The sequence below is a fragment of the Cognatishimia sp. WU-CL00825 genome, assembly GCF_040364665.1.
Lineage (GTDB): Bacteria > Pseudomonadota > Alphaproteobacteria > Rhodobacterales > Rhodobacteraceae > Cognatishimia.
Window position 1 is genome coordinate 1,764,657 of record NZ_BAABWX010000001.1, and the last position, 14,490, is coordinate 1,779,146.

The window sequence follows — 14,490 nt, forward strand, 5'->3', positions numbered from 1 at the left end:
TTTTAACTTTTACCAAGTCAGCCCCTAGCAAGCCGGTTTCCCATCCTGCGGTCAGAATCCTCTGCACCCATTTCGGCGCAAACTTGTTGAACTGGGCGATATTGCCACTCGTCCAGATGATCTCTGTCCGGTTCGATTGGTCGAGCTTCTTGAGCTTGTGGCAGTGGCGCTCTTCGAGCTTTCTGCAATGAGGGCGAGCTTCATTCCAATGCGCGGTTCTGAATCTCCAAAACCCGTGCGTAATCTTCCGTGATCTCGCGCGCATGTTCTAAGACCTAGCGTCGCTCCTTATCCGTAAGCATCCGGTCTTGGGTCGTGCTGCTCTGATGCATCATAGAGTGTGCTGATAGTGTCCACCCTTGATAGTGGACATCTTGAGGGTTGATATGGCGGGACAAAAGACAGAAGAAACGGTTCTGGTCGGATGAGGAGAAGGTGCCGATCTGCGCGCAAATATGCGCACCGAGGCTTGCAATACGACGGCTGTCGAAAATTACAGAAACACGTATTTTTTTACCGACCTTAACCTCTGCACTCGGAAAGTTACGATCAGGAATGGTCTAGGGAAACTAATTGTAACTAATGCTCCCCGAATCCTAACGCTGTGGTGTTGCACCTTCAGATACTGAACACGAAGCGAAGCTAGGCCAGTATGCTCTTTAGGTTCAAAGGCCGCTAAATCGGCAAAGCGCCGCGACGTCGCTGATTTTCCACCTACACATTTCTATTTAATAGAATATGATTCCATTAAATAGAATTTGGAGGACTCTGTGAAGCATTCCCAACCGCAAAGCGGCCTGTTTATCGATGGCGCATGGTGCCCGGCCGGTTCAACTTTCCAATCAGTTGCGCCACATGATCAACGGACCGTGGCCGATGTCGCAAACGCAACAATCGCCGATACCCAAAACGCGATTGCAGCGGCACATCGTGCGTTTAGCACCTGGTCGCAGACCTCTTACGCAGAACGCGCAGGGTTGCTGCTACGTGCCGCTGATATCTGGGAAGCCCGCAAAGCTGACTATGTGGCGTTGCAACACAAAGAATGTGGCAGCACCCTAGCAAAGGCCTATTATGAAGCCGCCAATGTCTCCGAAATTTTCCGTACCGCCGCCGCAATGTGTTATGCGCCAACGGGCCACATTTTACCTTCAAAACTGGGCAAACACTCGACAGCGGTACGCGTTCCAATTGGCCCGATCACTGTCATCAGCCCATGGAACTTTTCTGGCATCTTGACCGCGCGCGGCTTTGCCTTTGCATTGGCTGCTGGCAATACCATTGTTCTTAAACCTTCCGAAGAAACCCCCATTACAGGCGGCGTATTCTTTGCAGAGGTTATGCAAGCCGCAGGCACTCCCGAGGGTGTTTTCAACCTCATCACGTGTGACCGTAATGGCGTGGCCCAAATTGGGGACCTGCTTGTTAACGATCCACGCATCGCTGGCGTCTCGTTTACCGGGTCGACCAATGTCGGGCGTCAAATTGCATCAAGATGCGGTCACATGCTTAAAAAGTGCTGCTTAGAACTGGGCGGTAAGGACAATCTAATCATTCGCCAAGATGCGGATATGGACCGGGCGCTAAACGCAGCGACCTTCGGCGCGTTTTTCCACCAAGGCCAGATTTGCATGTCAGTTGAACGCATTCTGGTGCACGTTTCCTTGTACCAAGAATTCCTCGCTAAGTTCAAAGAGCGCACAGCAAAGATCACTTATGGCGATCCAACTGTCGCCACAAATGCGATCGGCCCATTGATCAACGCGCAACAAGTGCGGCGCATTCAGGCGCAGCTTGACGATGCGATTGCCAAGGGCGCAACATTAGAAACTGGCGGCACCACCGAAGGCAACTACTTCGCCCCCACTATCCTGACAGGCGTCACACGAGAGATGGAAATCTATGGTGATGAAACCTTTGGCCCAGTCGTTCCCGTCTTGAAATTCAGCGACGATGCCCAAGCGGTTGAGCTGGCAAACGACACCGCCTTTGGCCTATCTGCGGGTATTATCTCCGCCGATGAAGAGGCCGCGCTGGCTGTCGCCGCACAACTAAAAACGGGCATGTGTCACATCAATGATTCATCTGTAAACGATGAACCTCATGTCCCTTTTGGTGGGTCCAAAGATTCAGGCGTCGGACGTCATGGCGGACAATGGTCGATGGAAACCTTCACCGAAACCCGTTGGATTACCTGCGAACGGGGTGGGCGTCAGTATCCTCCGGGGTTCTAATTCGCCTTCGCCATTCAGTCGTCGTTTAATAAGGAATATTTTTATGCTCCGATCCATTTTCTTCGCGGCCACAGTTGTCGTCGGCAGCGCTGCGATTGCAGAGAACCGCATCGACACACAATTGCCAAACGCACCGGAACTTGCCGCCTACGGCTCCCATACTGTCGGCGTGCGCACGCTTGAACTGACCAACCCCGATCAGGTTGACGTTCTGGCGCTGGACGCTATGAGTGAAAAGCCCAAGACACTGCCGCGCTACGATCGTACCCTGACCGTCGAAATATGGTACCCCACTGCACAAGACGCGGCTGGGGATACCGCAGTGCAAGCCTTTCTGCGTGATGGTAAAACCAAAGTCACACTAACGGGCCAAGCCATACGCGACGCAGCGGCCTCTGACGAAACCTATCCTTTGGTTGTCATGTCGCACGGTTGGCCTGGAAACCGGTTCCTCTTGTCACACCTTGCTGAAAACATCGCCTCCAAAGGTTATGTGGTTGCCTCAATCGACCACCTAGAATCCACCTACCGCACATTTCAGGTGTCCGACCAATACTTTGCGAGCTTTGGCTCAACCCTTGTGAACCGTCCGCAAGACCAGATCTTTGTTATCGACGCAATCGAAGCCCTCGCCCAAGATGAAAACTCTTTTCTGAGCGACCTGGTCAATACATCTAATTCTGCGTTGGTCGGGTATTCTATGGGCGGCTATGGCGCGATTGTGAATGCAGGGGGTAGTGTGACGCAAACCGCTGTTGAACTGCCATTTGGCGCAAGACATGGTGCTTTGTCTGTACATCAGCGTGACAGCGCAGATTACATTACTGCCCCCGATCCACGTGTGAAAACGATTGTCGCGATTGCACCATGGGGTCAAACCATGGGCGTTTGGGACAGTGACACTCTTAAAGGTATCTCTATTCCAACCTTGTTTGTGGCAGGCTCTCAGGATGACGTGTCTGGCTATGAAAGCGGCGTACGCAAAATGTGGCAAAACTGCGTAAAGTCTGATCGCGCGTTGCTGACATTTAACCATGCCAATCACAATGCTGCCGCGCCAATTCCAGTTCCGTCCGAAGCCCTAGCGTTGGATCAGGCAAACGGATCAGACATCAGCGATCATTATATGGATGCGGTTTGGGATACAGCACGGATGAACAACATCCTGCAACACTTCGTCACCGCTTGGCTAGGCCAAGAGCTGAAACAAGAGGCCGACAAAGCGGCGTATTTAGATTTGATTGCAGAATCAGATGCTGGCGTGTGGTCCATGGGCGAGGACGATAAAGCAACTGCACAGCATACCTATTGGAAAGGGTTCTCAAAACGCTGGGCCAAAGGCCTGCGCTTTGAACGACTAGCAGCTGAATAATACAAAAGAAAAGGCGCTGGTTTCAGCGCCTTTTCTTAAACGCCTTCAACAACAGAAAACGGTTGGCCCGTTGCAACACACAACGCTCTGACCGCTTCTGCCAATGCAGGGCCAACGGTTTCAACAATCGCGGTTTCGCTTAATGTCTCAGACGCAGCACCACACAGAATAGAAACCGGCTCGCCGAATTCAGACGGACGATAGGGCGCAGCAATCGCATTGATAGATTGTGTAAACCGTTGCTCGCCACTGATCAAAGCATAACCTTTGGACACGATTGAATCACGTGCTGCCTTATGAAAATCAGCTAGGTGCGGGGCATCAATTTCGGGCAGCTTATCCTTAAGCGATCCCAGTTCTGCCTTCGATAGCGCCCCAATAAAGCTGGCTCCTGTCGAAGAGCTAAGCATTGGCATACGATATCCAACATCAAGCCAGATCGTCGGCGACCGAACAGGGCGCCACGTCTTAACCATCAACATCTCACCGTCGTCTTGCAGTGCCACGCCCACCAATGCGGATGTTTCATCCGCAAGCTTCTGCATAATTGGTCCAGCAATATCGACAAATGCAAACGACGCTGCGGCAATATTCCCAAGGGCCAAAGACGCAGGCCCTAAGCGATAGCGTTCGTGGTGGCGCCCATGAGACAAGTACCCCAAAGCACACAGTGTAAATGTAAGCCGCGAAATGGTTGAGCGCGGTATGCCCGTGCGCTCAGACAATTCCATGTTTGTCAGCCCGTTATCAGTGGGACGAAAGGCCCGCAGAATATTTAATCCGCGGGCCAACGTATTGGCAAATCGTTTGTCGTCCGTCAGTTGCGTCATGCGGTACAATTATCTCAAGTGTTAAATTATTCCGTATAGAAAGCACTATTTGCATTAAATCGCAATCACTTGACGGCTTGTGACAACACCAATGATATCCAAGGGAACGAGATGATTAAATAAAGCACAACGATATCCGCACAAAGGAAACGCCAGATGCCCGAAAAGATCATCCCGACCGGCGCGGTTTTACCCACAACATTGGAAAGAACAAAGACGTTCAAACCAACTGGCGGCGTGATCAATCCGATTTCAAGCAGCTTAACCACAACAACGCCGAACCAAATCAGGTTCATATCATAGGCTTCCACCAACGGCAGCATCAATGGCAAGGTCAGAACCATAATCCCAATCGGATCAAGGAACATGCCCAGCACCAAATAGGCCGCACAAATTGCCAACAACAATGTTGTTTGTGACAGTTCAGCTGCACTGACCGCATCTACCAGCGCCGGCGCCATACCTGTTAGGGCAATCGCCGCCACAAAAATCTTGGCACCCGCCGCAACAATAAAAATCGCTGAGGTTTGCAAACATGTTTCGCGTACCGCCTCCCAAGTGTCTTTGATCGTCAGCTTACGGCTTGCAAAGCCAGTGGCTGTGGTAACGACCACACTTACAGCTGCAGCAGCTGTTGCGGTGAAAAAGCCACCATAGATGCCTACAACAACGATCAAAAAGATCATCAAGGCTGGCCAGGCTGACCGCGCCGCCGCCATCTTTTCCCTAAACGGAATGGCTTCGCCACGCTCTGGCACGACCTTTGGGTTGACCCACATCCAGACCCAGATCGTCAGGGTAAAACCAGCCAAGGTCAGCAAACCCGGCAAAACGCCCGCAAGGAATAGTTTGTTGATCGAGGTCTCGGTAAAGATCGCGTAGATAATGAACAGAACACTCGGCGGGATCAAAGATCCCATCGTGCCACCTGCAGCAACACTGGCAGTCGCCAGCCGTGGGTCATACCCTAGTCGCATCATCTCGGGCGTACAGATTTTACCCATAGTCGACGCACAAGCGATGCTTGATCCAGTGATGGCCGAAAAGCCACCGCAGCCAACAATAGAGGCCACCGCAACGCCACCCCGCTGACGCATCATCCATACTTTGGCAGCATCATAAACAGCCGTGGTGATTCCCGCGCGATAAGCGATGTTCCCTAAGGCCACAAAGAGCGGGATCATCGAAAGGTCAAACGTATGCACCAAATCAAAAGAATTCGAGAACACCAAAGAGGCGGTCGCTCGAAACGCGCGTTCGGGCAAAAAAGTACCTGTACGGAACGCGAAAATTGTAAACGCGGCTAAAGTGGCGATCCCGATCAGGGAAAATGCGATCGGCACGCGCATTGCCAGCAAAACCAGCATAATGCCGAACGCGATCAGACCAATGGTTGCAGGATCCATGACGCCCTCTTGAGTTGCAAATTAACGGATTAGGGATTGATTAGGACAGATCTAGCTGACCCTTGGTGACGATCGTGTGGATGTCTTGGAAAACCATAATCACAAGACGGATCCAACACAGCAGAATACCCATGACAAAGGCCAGACGGCCCGGCCATTGCGGCAATCCAAGATCGCCGTAAAACTCACTGCCGATGCGCATTTGGTGCATCAGGTCTTTGTAGCCAGAAAGGATCATTGGCAGCAGAGCCAAAACAGCGAAAACCGTGCCAAAAACAATAAACCAGCTCACCAATCTAGGCGGCAGTTTATTGGTGACGAATTCCACAGAAATATGCGCCCGTTGCGCCGTCGCTGCCGCCAGTGGCATCAGAATGGCAACAACCATCAACTCACGCACAATGATAACAGTATCAGGCACTGACACGTTGAATAGGTTCAGTGAAACCACATCAAAAAAGATCATCAACGCAAGGACGACAACGGCCATAGTGGCCACATCCAAAAATAAGCTCTCCAAGCGACGCATCATGTTTCCTTTCCGATGGCAAGTTGGGCCCGCCCCCAATGACACGGGCCCAATGCTGATAAGTTACTCACGAGTCCAAGGGTAACCTTGCTCTTCCAGCTCTTTAGAGAACTCGGCAACTGCGGAGGTATATATCTCAATCAGCTCATGCGCATTCAGACCAACGCTTGTCGCGTTCTCTTTCCAAGTGTCTAGGAAAGGCTCAGTCGCTGCGGTCAAAGCTGTAGATTCTTCCGCTGCAACTTCGATCAGTTTCACTTCGCTGTCCAACTTGTTTTCTTTCATTGCAGTGACCGCTTTAGAGTTCGCACCGATAACGATTTGCGCAAACTTATCCGCCAGCTCTTCACCCGTTTGGGTTAGAACTGCCCTTTGGTCATCGCTGAGGCTGTCATAAGTGTACTTGTTCATGAACATACCGTAGCCACCGATCTGGCCCCAATTTAGCAGGGTGTAGTTGTCGATAACTTCGAACCATTTCAGTGCAGGAACGATATAAGAATAACCTTGTGTACAGTCGATCAAACCTGTGTCCAGCGCCTGATAGGCTTCGTACACATTCAGGTTCACCATGGTCGCGCCTAGCTCGGCAAAGACTTTACCATATACGCCAGCGCCGCGAACTTTTTTGCCCGCGATGTCATGGATCGAGTTAATCTCAACACCTTTACACGCAACGTTCACGTCAGATGCTGTAAATGTACCGATATAGACAAGGCTCTGCTGTTCTAGGTGCTCTTTGATGCCCGGTGCTGTGCGCATCAATTTATCTGTCGCGCGCAAACCAACCCATGGATCAGGGCCACCCAGTGGCAAATCAGCAAGGCTATATGCCGCCATTTCTTTTTGGAAATAGGCTGCAATCACGGAACCCGCATCCGCCACGCCATCGCCAATTGCTTGGACAGAACCAGTCGCTTTAAACAGCGCGCCGCCCCATTGAACGTCAAGCATCAAATCGCCAGCTGACAATTCCTCAATACGACCACCGAACCACTTCAGCGCCGCTGGCACTGTGCCGCGGTCTGGACCGCTGTGGCCATAATAGATCGTGGTTTCTGCAGCTGCAGCGGTTGCAAGACCAGCTGACAAAAATGCACCTGCCAGTACATTCTTAACAATTTTCATTACGCATCTCCTCCAAGCGTGTTTATTTCACTATGTAAAATGGTATTCCATTATTGGAAATATCACCCCTACTTTCGTCAAACGAAACCCCAGACCTTATCTCTTAGTTTCACTCAGACGCCTCTAGCTCGGCCGCAAAAGTGTCTAGCAGCTTAGCTTTCAACAATTTCCCTGTTGGTGCCGCTGGCAAATCCGTCGCAATCACAACCCGAGTTGGGCGTTTGTACGGGGCCAGTTTGTCGTGAACAAAAGCCTTCAGAGTGTCTTCCGTCACAGAATCCACCGACTCGACTTTCACAAATCCAATGACTTCTTCGTTGCCAGTCACTTTGCGCCCAACCACACCTGCAACAATCACATCAGGATGTTCGATCAGCGCGGCCTCAACCTCAACCGGATACACGTTAAACCCAGACCGAATGATCAGCTCTTTCGACCGGCCCGTGATATGCAGACGGCCTTCTTCGTCAAAACGCCCCAAATCACCTGTGCGGAAATACCCATCAGCGGTCAATGCTTTGGCGGTCTGTTCAGCATCACGGAAATAACCCTTCATGACCTGCGGACCACCGACATGGATTTCACCAATGCCCTTGTTTGGCTCTGACCCAAACGTGTCAAATTCGATGCGGATCAGGCAATCATCCATAGGACGTCCAACACTAATGTCCGGATCACCGAATTCATTCAATGTTGCACAAACCCCGGCTGAGCCTTCTGTCAGCCCATAACCATTCTGCAACGGCAAACCATAAAATGCCTCCGCATCGCGTTTCCACATCGGATCAAGCGGCGCACCACCTGACGACACAAAACGCAACAGGCCTTTTTCATACTTGGGCTTGTTCTGGCTTTGCGCGTAATGGAACAAATGCGCGTGCATCTGAGGCACGGCAGGCAAATGGGTCACATCCGTATGCAGCGCTTCATACAGGCGCTCGACACAGAACTTCGCCTCTAGCCGCACAGTCGCCTGTGCCGCAAAGGCCGCCAACAAAGTCACCAGACCAAACACATGAGACAGCGGAAGTGCGAGGAAAGAAATCGCTGTATCATCCACCCGGCGGACTTTTGCAGTGGCATGAGAGGCGGCAATCAGATTGCCATGCGTTAGCATTGCCGCTTTTGGCAAACCTGTGGTGCCAGAAGTATACAACAATACGGCAATTTGTTCATCGCTGGCCTTATATACCGGCTCTGGCGTCCCACCTGGACGCCGCATAATCGCAATGTCGCCAAAGGCACCGCTTGTGTTTTCCGCCTGTAAACGCTCGCCGTGGGCCGCGGCCGCTTTAGACGCCTGCGTACACATCACCACAACCCGTGGCTCGCTGTGATTAAACACGCGCTCTAACTCAGGGCCAGCCATACGCGCGTTCATCAGAACGGAAATGGCGTCCAACCGGCTAGCTGCAAACAAAAATGCGGGAACCGCAATGCAGTTTTCAAACACCAGCACCACACGATCACCAGCGACAACGCCAGCATCTATCAGAATAGCCTGAGCTTGATCCGTCGCTTCTGCTAAATCTGCCCAGCTATAGCTGCGATCGGTAAAATCAACGACAGCGGATTTCCCACCAACCTGTGCCGCTGCTTTATCTAGAAACTCGTGAATTCGCTGTTCCATGTTCCCCCAACCTGCGCAATCAGGCCGCGCAACCAAGGCGATCAAGCGCCTTAAGTGCATCTACCTCGAAATCCGCAACGATTTCTGCCATCGGCTGAACCTTGCGAATAAACCCAAGCGCATGGCCGGCACTTAGAATGCCGCGTGAAATATCGCCGGTCGCATAAGCCTTGCGGCCAATCGCGCCGGACACATGTTCCAACAGGCCCTTGATCCCAATATCAGGATTTTCTTGTTCCAGCTTTGACACCAAATCCGTGGTTTCATTGCGCAATGACCGCACCGTGTTTCGCACCGATTGCATACAAAGCGCCGTGTCTGTTTCTTTGGCAACAATCAGCGCCTGCTTATAATCGCCATGCGCCTGCAGCTCTTCTGAAACCAACATGCGCGTGCCCATCACAACGCCCGAGGCCCCCATGCCAAGCGCTGCAACCAATTGCGCGCCGCGCCCAACGCCGCCGCCAATCAACCAAGGAATATCCAAACGCTCTTCGGCCAGCCCCGCGTTAACCATGCTGCCGATCATATCCAGACCTGGATGCCCACCGCATTCCGCGCCAACGATCGAAACCATATCAACGCCAACAGACTGAGCCTTAACCGCAAACCTCAAAGATGGCACCTTGTGCAACACCTTGATGCCTGCCTCTTTCAAGATCGGCATAAACTCTTCTGGGCTACGCCCAGAGGTTTCGACAAACTTCACACCACTATCCGCGACTAACTGGAATATCTCAGCCGTACGTTCGCCCTGCACCAGTTTCGGGATCATCGAAATGTTCACGCCAAAAGGAGCGCCGTCACACATCTCGCGACATTTCTCGATTTCCGCTTTCAGGTCTTCTGGCTCAGCAAAGCTGGCAGCCGTGATAAACGAGATAATACCCGCCCGACCCGCAGCAGAAACATACTCCGCCTTAGATAGCCATTGCAGCCCCCCAGCAACCACTGGCACCCGCGTGCCAAAGGTCCGCGTGACAGGAGTGTCAAAGATCGTTGGAAGTGGAGTTGAATCTTTCATCGTCGCAGCCTTTCAACGAAAAATAGGTGTTTGTTTGTTTAAGAAAGCCGAGATGCCGATTTGTGTCTCACCCCCGCCCAAGGCCCGCGCCATGGCTTCGCATTCTGTATCCAGATGCGCCTCCATCGTGGCGTCCTCAGCCTGATTCATCAGTGTTTTGATAGAGGCGATTGCCCGTTCTGGCCCCGTGCTCAGCTCAGCGGCCAATCCACGTGCCGTATCCATGGCTGCGCCTTTGGCCACAATCTCAGTGATCGCGCCCAAATCATACAAACGCTCGGCCAGCAAAGGCTTGGCCATCATCGCCATTTTCGCCACCGTGGCGCGAGGCAACATCTGCATCAAAGTGCGCGTAACACCACCATCTGGAACCAAACCGGCACGCACATAAGCCAATACAAACTTGGCCTTTTCAGCACTCACCACCATGTCACAAGCCAAAGCAATGCTTAGACCCGCGCCAGCAGCACCGCCTTCAACCGCCGAAATCACCGGTTTTGGGCACGCGCGGATTGCACGAATGATGTCATGCAGACGGTTGATGTTGGCATACCGCTGTTCAAGCGTCATATCGCGACGCTCTTTCAACTGGTTTAAATCACCACCAGAGCAAAAGAACCCGCCTTCGCCACTTAGGATGACAGCAGTGATTGCCGGATTTTCCGACGCTTCGCGCAGCCCATCAATGACACCTTGATAATACTCAGGCGTCAACGCATTCCGGGTTTCTGTGAAAGTGTTCCACAGCTCCAAATGCCGGTCGTGCAAATCGCGTCGGAAAAATTGGGTCACAGCTGCCCCCCCGACGCTGCGCTCAGAGCGATAAAGCGTTCGAGGTGGTGGTCCACATCACCAAAGAGGTGGTCGATCATGGTCAGACGGCGCGCAAAATGCGACAGCGCATATTCATCCGTCATTCCGATACCACCGTGCATCTGAATGGTCTCTTCTGCAACCAGCGTCCCCACGCGGCCAATCAGGTTTTTGGTGGCGCTGACATGCAAGTCACGGGTCGCCGCATCTGCTTCCATATGCCCCGCCAGATTCACAACCGCGGAACGCGCCTGTTCGATCTCGATCAGCACATCCGCCATACGGTGCTGCAGCGCTTGGAATTTACCAATCGGAACACCGAATTGTTTGCGCTCTTTCAGGTAACCAACGGTCAGGTCTTTCGCCGCGTCCATCGCACCAAGCGCCTCGGCGGAAACGGCCAACGTGCCGCGTGCGATCGCTGTTTCGATCGCCTCAAAAGCAGCGCCCGCATCACCCAAACGATCTGCCGCTGACAGACGAACATCGGTCAAATCAACCCGTGCGGCCGAGGTGCCATCGACGTTCTGATAGGCATTTATCGATACACCCGGCGCATCGCTGGACACCATGAACAATGAAATGCCGACGTGATCCGTATCCGCGCCACTCTCGCGTGCGGACACGATCAGTTTGCCGGCCTGACCACCGTTGATCACATGCGTTTTGGTCCCATTCAGAACGATCGCGTTGCCATCCGCCGCAGCAGTCGTGCGCACATCACTCAAGTCATAGCGTGCCGTAGGCTCGCCATGCGCCAAAGCCAACACCGATTGCCCGCCGACGACAGCCTCAATCAATTCTTTTTGCTCGTCATTACCCAAAGCAGCAACAAGCGATCCACCTAATACAGCCGAGGCCAAAATAGGCTCGATCACACCTGCACGGCCGAATTCTTCGAAGACAACCGAGATGTCAAAACCTGCGCCGCCAAAGCCGCCATCCTCTTCCGAGAAGATCGCACCCAGAATGCCCAGCTCTGCCAGTTCATTCAAAATATCCGCATCATATGCGGTACCAGACTCCAGCAACTTGCGCCGCGCTTCGTGGTCGTAACGTTCTGCCAGAAACCGCTGCAACATGTCCTGCAGCATTGTCCGTTCTTCGGTCAGATTAAAATCCATATCAAACGGCCTTTCAGAGTTCCAAGATGGCTTTGGAAATGATCGTGCGCTGAATCTCGTTGGCACCGCCAAAGATCGAGAGCTTACGCATATTGAAATAAGTCGGTGCTGCCGAAGCCGCGTGTTCCGGCCCCATGGCGTCAACGTTGTCGCCGCCCTCTAGGTAATCAGGCAGATACGGCATGGCATCCGGTCCTGCTGCGCGGCGCAGCAACGATGTCAGCTCTTGGCGCAACAAGGTGCCTTTCACTTTCAACATCGAGCTTTCCGCACCCGGTGCCTGCCCTTTCGCAGCCGCACTAATAACTCGCAAGTTGGTGGTACGCATCGCCATCAAATCGATTTCAACCTGCGCCAAGCGCGCTGCGAAATGCGGGTTCTGATTCAGCGGTTTGCCACCCGATGCTGTATTGGCCGCAACGTGTTTCAACGTTGCCAGAGCCGCATCAGAAAAACCAACGCCTGCAATATTAGTACGTTCGTGCGTCAGCAGATACTTGGCATAGGTCCAGCCCTTGTCCTGTTCACCCACCAAATTTTCGACAGGCACGCGCACATCGTCGAAAAACACCTCGTTCACTTCGGCATCTCCATCAATCAATTTGATTGGGCGCACGGTGACACCCGGCGTATTCATGTCGATCAACAGAAAGGAAATACCCGCCTGATTTTTGACTTCGGTATTTGTCCGCACAAGGCAGAAAATCCAGTTGGCGTGTTGACCCAGTGTGGTCCAAGTCTTTTGGCCATTCACGACGTAATGATCGCCGTCCAACACAGCACGGGTTTTCACCGCCGCTAGGTCAGAACCAGCACCCGGCTCTGAATAGCCCTGACACCACCAGTCTTCGCCACTTAAGATACGTGGCAAGAAACGTTGACGCTGCTCTTCGCTACCGAAGGCCAGCAAAACAGGCGCTAGCATCGTCAGGCCAAAGGGCACCAGACGCGGAGCATGGGCCAAACAAGCCTCTTCTTCAAAAATCTGACGCTCCACCGCGTTCCATTCAGCGCCTCCATAGGCTTTTGGCCAATTGGCAGCCAACCACCCACGGGCATTCAGAATGGCATTCCATTCTTCCGTATCCGCCTTGGTCAGCTGTTTCCCCAACCGAGTTTTTTCGGCAATGTGGTCCGGCAGGTTATCAGCCAAAAAGCTGCGCACCTCGGCGCGAAACGCCTCTTGTTCTTCGGTGTAGTTCAGATCCATCACCCGCTCCCTAGAAAATTTCGAACAGGCCAGCGGCACCTTGGCCACCACCGATACACATCGTCACAACACCCAACTTGGCACCACGACGTTTGCCTTCGATCAGCAGATGCCCCGTCATACGCGCACCGGTCATGCCAAACGGGTGACCAATCGAGATAGAGCCGCCGTTCACATTACAAATCGCAGGATCAATCTCTAGGCGGTCACGGCAATACAGCGCCTGGGACGCAAAGGCCTCGTTCAATTCCCACAAATCGATGTCATTCACGGTCAAACCATGACGTTTCAACAGACGTGGCACGGCAAAAACCGGACCAATGCCCATTTCATCTGGCTCACAACCTGCAACAGCAAAACCTTTGAATGCACCCAACGGTTCTATGCCTTCGCGTGCCGCTGCATCTGCGTCCATCACCACCAATGCGGCTGCACCATCAGACAATTGTGATGCGTTACCCGCAGTGATGAAATGACCTTCGCCCTGAACGGGCTTCAAACCAGCCAAGCCTTCCAAAGTGGTGTTCGGGCGGTTGCAATCATCCATGCTAAAGGTCACCTCCCTATGGGTAACCTCACCAGTTTCACGATCTTTGAACGCCTGCGTTACAGTGATTGGGACAATCTCATCGTCCAGCTTACCGGACCCCTGCGCTGCTGCTGTCCGCTTTTGGCTTTCCAACGCCAACTCATCCTGCGCTTCGCGGCTGATGTTATAGCGTTGCGCCACAATATCCGCGGTTTGAATCATCGACAGATAAGTCTCTGGCTTGTTTTCAACGATCCAGCTTTCTTTCGCCTGCGGAGGACGTGACGGAGGCATCTGGCTGATGCTTTCAACACCACCAGCAATCGCCGCGTCCGCACCTTCGGTGGTGACCGTATTCGCCGCCATCGCGATCGCTTGCAAACCGGACGAGCAGAACCGGTTCACAGTTGCCGCCGCAACCGTCACAGGCAGGCCTGCACGGATGACGGCCTGACGCGCGATGTTGCTGCCTGTCCAAGCTTCAGGATAGCCGCAACCAATCAGAGCATCTTCGATCAGATCAGGGTTCACACCAGATCGTGCGACAGCATGTTCAATCGCATGGCCAGCCATAGTCGCGCCATGAGTTTCGTTGAAGGCACCTCGGTAAGACTTTGCCAGACCTGTGCGTGCCGTAGAGACGATAACCGCTTGTTTCATT

At 52.9% G+C, this 14,490-nt stretch carries 12 protein-coding genes; 2 read left to right on the forward strand and 10 right to left on the reverse strand.

Features of this window, described 5'->3' with window-relative positions:
* Positions 1–770 precede the first annotated feature (770 nt).
* Positions 771–2,234 (forward strand): aldehyde dehydrogenase family protein, encoded by a 1,464-nt coding sequence (locus ABXG94_RS08810; RefSeq protein WP_353533590.1) that lies wholly within the window; start codon positions 771–773, stop codon positions 2,232–2,234.
* A 43-nt stretch (positions 2,235–2,277) separates the two neighbouring features.
* A complete protein-coding gene (locus tag ABXG94_RS08815; protein ID WP_353533591.1) occupies positions 2,278–3,606 on the forward strand; it encodes an alpha/beta hydrolase family protein in 1,329 nt (442 codons plus the stop codon).
* Between the two features lie 35 nt (positions 3,607–3,641).
* Here the strand turns inward: ABXG94_RS08815 and ABXG94_RS08820 are convergent, their stop codons facing one another.
* From ABXG94_RS08820 to ABXG94_RS08865, 10 genes are all read right to left on the reverse strand, one after another.
* The gene (locus ABXG94_RS08820) at positions 3,642–4,436 is read right to left on the reverse strand and encodes an IclR family transcriptional regulator (RefSeq protein ID WP_353533593.1); all 795 of its coding nucleotides are present in this window, start codon (positions 4,434–4,436) and stop codon (positions 3,642–3,644) included.
* 65 nt (positions 4,437–4,501) lie between these two features.
* Positions 4,502–5,842 (reverse strand): TRAP transporter large permease, encoded by a 1,341-nt coding sequence (locus ABXG94_RS08825; protein ID WP_353533594.1) that lies wholly within the window; start codon positions 5,840–5,842, stop codon positions 4,502–4,504.
* A gap of 40 nt (positions 5,843–5,882) precedes the next feature.
* Positions 5,883–6,374, reverse strand: coding sequence for a TRAP transporter small permease (locus ABXG94_RS08830; protein ID WP_353533595.1), 492 nt, complete (start codon positions 6,372–6,374; stop codon positions 5,883–5,885).
* Positions 6,375–6,434: 60 nt separating this feature from the next.
* Positions 6,435–7,499, reverse strand: a complete 1,065-nt coding sequence (locus tag ABXG94_RS08835; protein ID WP_353533596.1) for a C4-dicarboxylate TRAP transporter substrate-binding protein — start codon at positions 7,497–7,499, stop codon at positions 6,435–6,437.
* Positions 7,500–7,608: 109 nt separating this feature from the next.
* The gene (locus tag ABXG94_RS08840) at positions 7,609–9,129 is read right to left on the reverse strand and encodes a class I adenylate-forming enzyme family protein (protein WP_353533597.1); all 1,521 of its coding nucleotides are present in this window, start codon (positions 9,127–9,129) and stop codon (positions 7,609–7,611) included.
* 19 nt (positions 9,130–9,148) lie between these two features.
* Positions 9,149–10,153, reverse strand: a complete 1,005-nt coding sequence (locus tag ABXG94_RS08845; RefSeq protein WP_353533598.1) for an NAD(P)H-dependent flavin oxidoreductase — start codon at positions 10,151–10,153, stop codon at positions 9,149–9,151.
* Between the two features lie 12 nt (positions 10,154–10,165).
* Positions 10,166–10,945, reverse strand: coding sequence for an oxepin-CoA hydrolase, alternative type (locus tag ABXG94_RS08850; RefSeq protein ID WP_353533599.1), 780 nt, complete (start codon positions 10,943–10,945; stop codon positions 10,166–10,168).
* Positions 10,942–12,090, reverse strand: a complete 1,149-nt coding sequence (locus ABXG94_RS08855) for an acyl-CoA dehydrogenase family protein (RefSeq protein ID WP_353533600.1) — start codon at positions 12,088–12,090, stop codon at positions 10,942–10,944. Before ABXG94_RS08855 ends, ABXG94_RS08850 begins: the two co-directional genes overlap by 4 nt.
* Positions 12,091–12,103: 13 nt before the next feature.
* Entirely contained in the window at positions 12,104–13,300 is a 1,197-nt protein-coding gene (locus tag ABXG94_RS08860; RefSeq protein ID WP_353533601.1) for an acyl-CoA dehydrogenase family protein, read from the reverse strand.
* A gap of 10 nt (positions 13,301–13,310) precedes the next feature.
* Positions 13,311–14,489 carry an acetyl-CoA C-acyltransferase gene (locus ABXG94_RS08865; protein ID WP_353533602.1) on the reverse strand — a complete coding sequence of 393 codons (1,179 nt, stop codon included), beginning with the start codon at positions 14,487–14,489 and terminating at the stop codon, positions 13,311–13,313.
* Between the last annotated feature and the right edge of the window lies 1 nt (position 14,490).

Coding starts and splice junctions, on each gene's coding strand:
- ABXG94_RS08865 (WP_353533602.1), bottom strand. CDS start 14,489: ATGAAACAAGCGGTTATCGTCTCTACGGCACGCACAGGTCTGGCAAAG.
- ABXG94_RS08855 (WP_353533600.1), bottom strand. CDS start 12,090: ATGGATTTTAATCTGACCGAAGAACGGACAATGCTGCAGGACATGTTG.
- ABXG94_RS08820 (WP_353533593.1), bottom strand. CDS start 4,436: ATGACGCAACTGACGGACGACAAACGATTTGCCAATACGTTGGCCCGC.
- ABXG94_RS08815 (WP_353533591.1), top strand. CDS start 2,278: ATGCTCCGATCCATTTTCTTCGCGGCCACAGTTGTCGTCGGCAGCGCT.
- ABXG94_RS08845 (WP_353533598.1), bottom strand. CDS start 10,153: ATGAAAGATTCAACTCCACTTCCAACGATCTTTGACACTCCTGTCACG.
- ABXG94_RS08860 (WP_353533601.1), bottom strand. CDS start 13,300: ATGGATCTGAACTACACCGAAGAACAAGAGGCGTTTCGCGCCGAGGTG.
- ABXG94_RS08835 (WP_353533596.1), bottom strand. CDS start 7,499: ATGAAAATTGTTAAGAATGTACTGGCAGGTGCATTTTTGTCAGCTGGT.
- ABXG94_RS08825 (WP_353533594.1), bottom strand. CDS start 5,842: ATGGATCCTGCAACCATTGGTCTGATCGCGTTCGGCATTATGCTGGTT.
- ABXG94_RS08840 (WP_353533597.1), bottom strand. CDS start 9,129: ATGGAACAGCGAATTCACGAGTTTCTAGATAAAGCAGCGGCACAGGTT.
- ABXG94_RS08830 (WP_353533595.1), bottom strand. CDS start 6,374: ATGATGCGTCGCTTGGAGAGCTTATTTTTGGATGTGGCCACTATGGCC.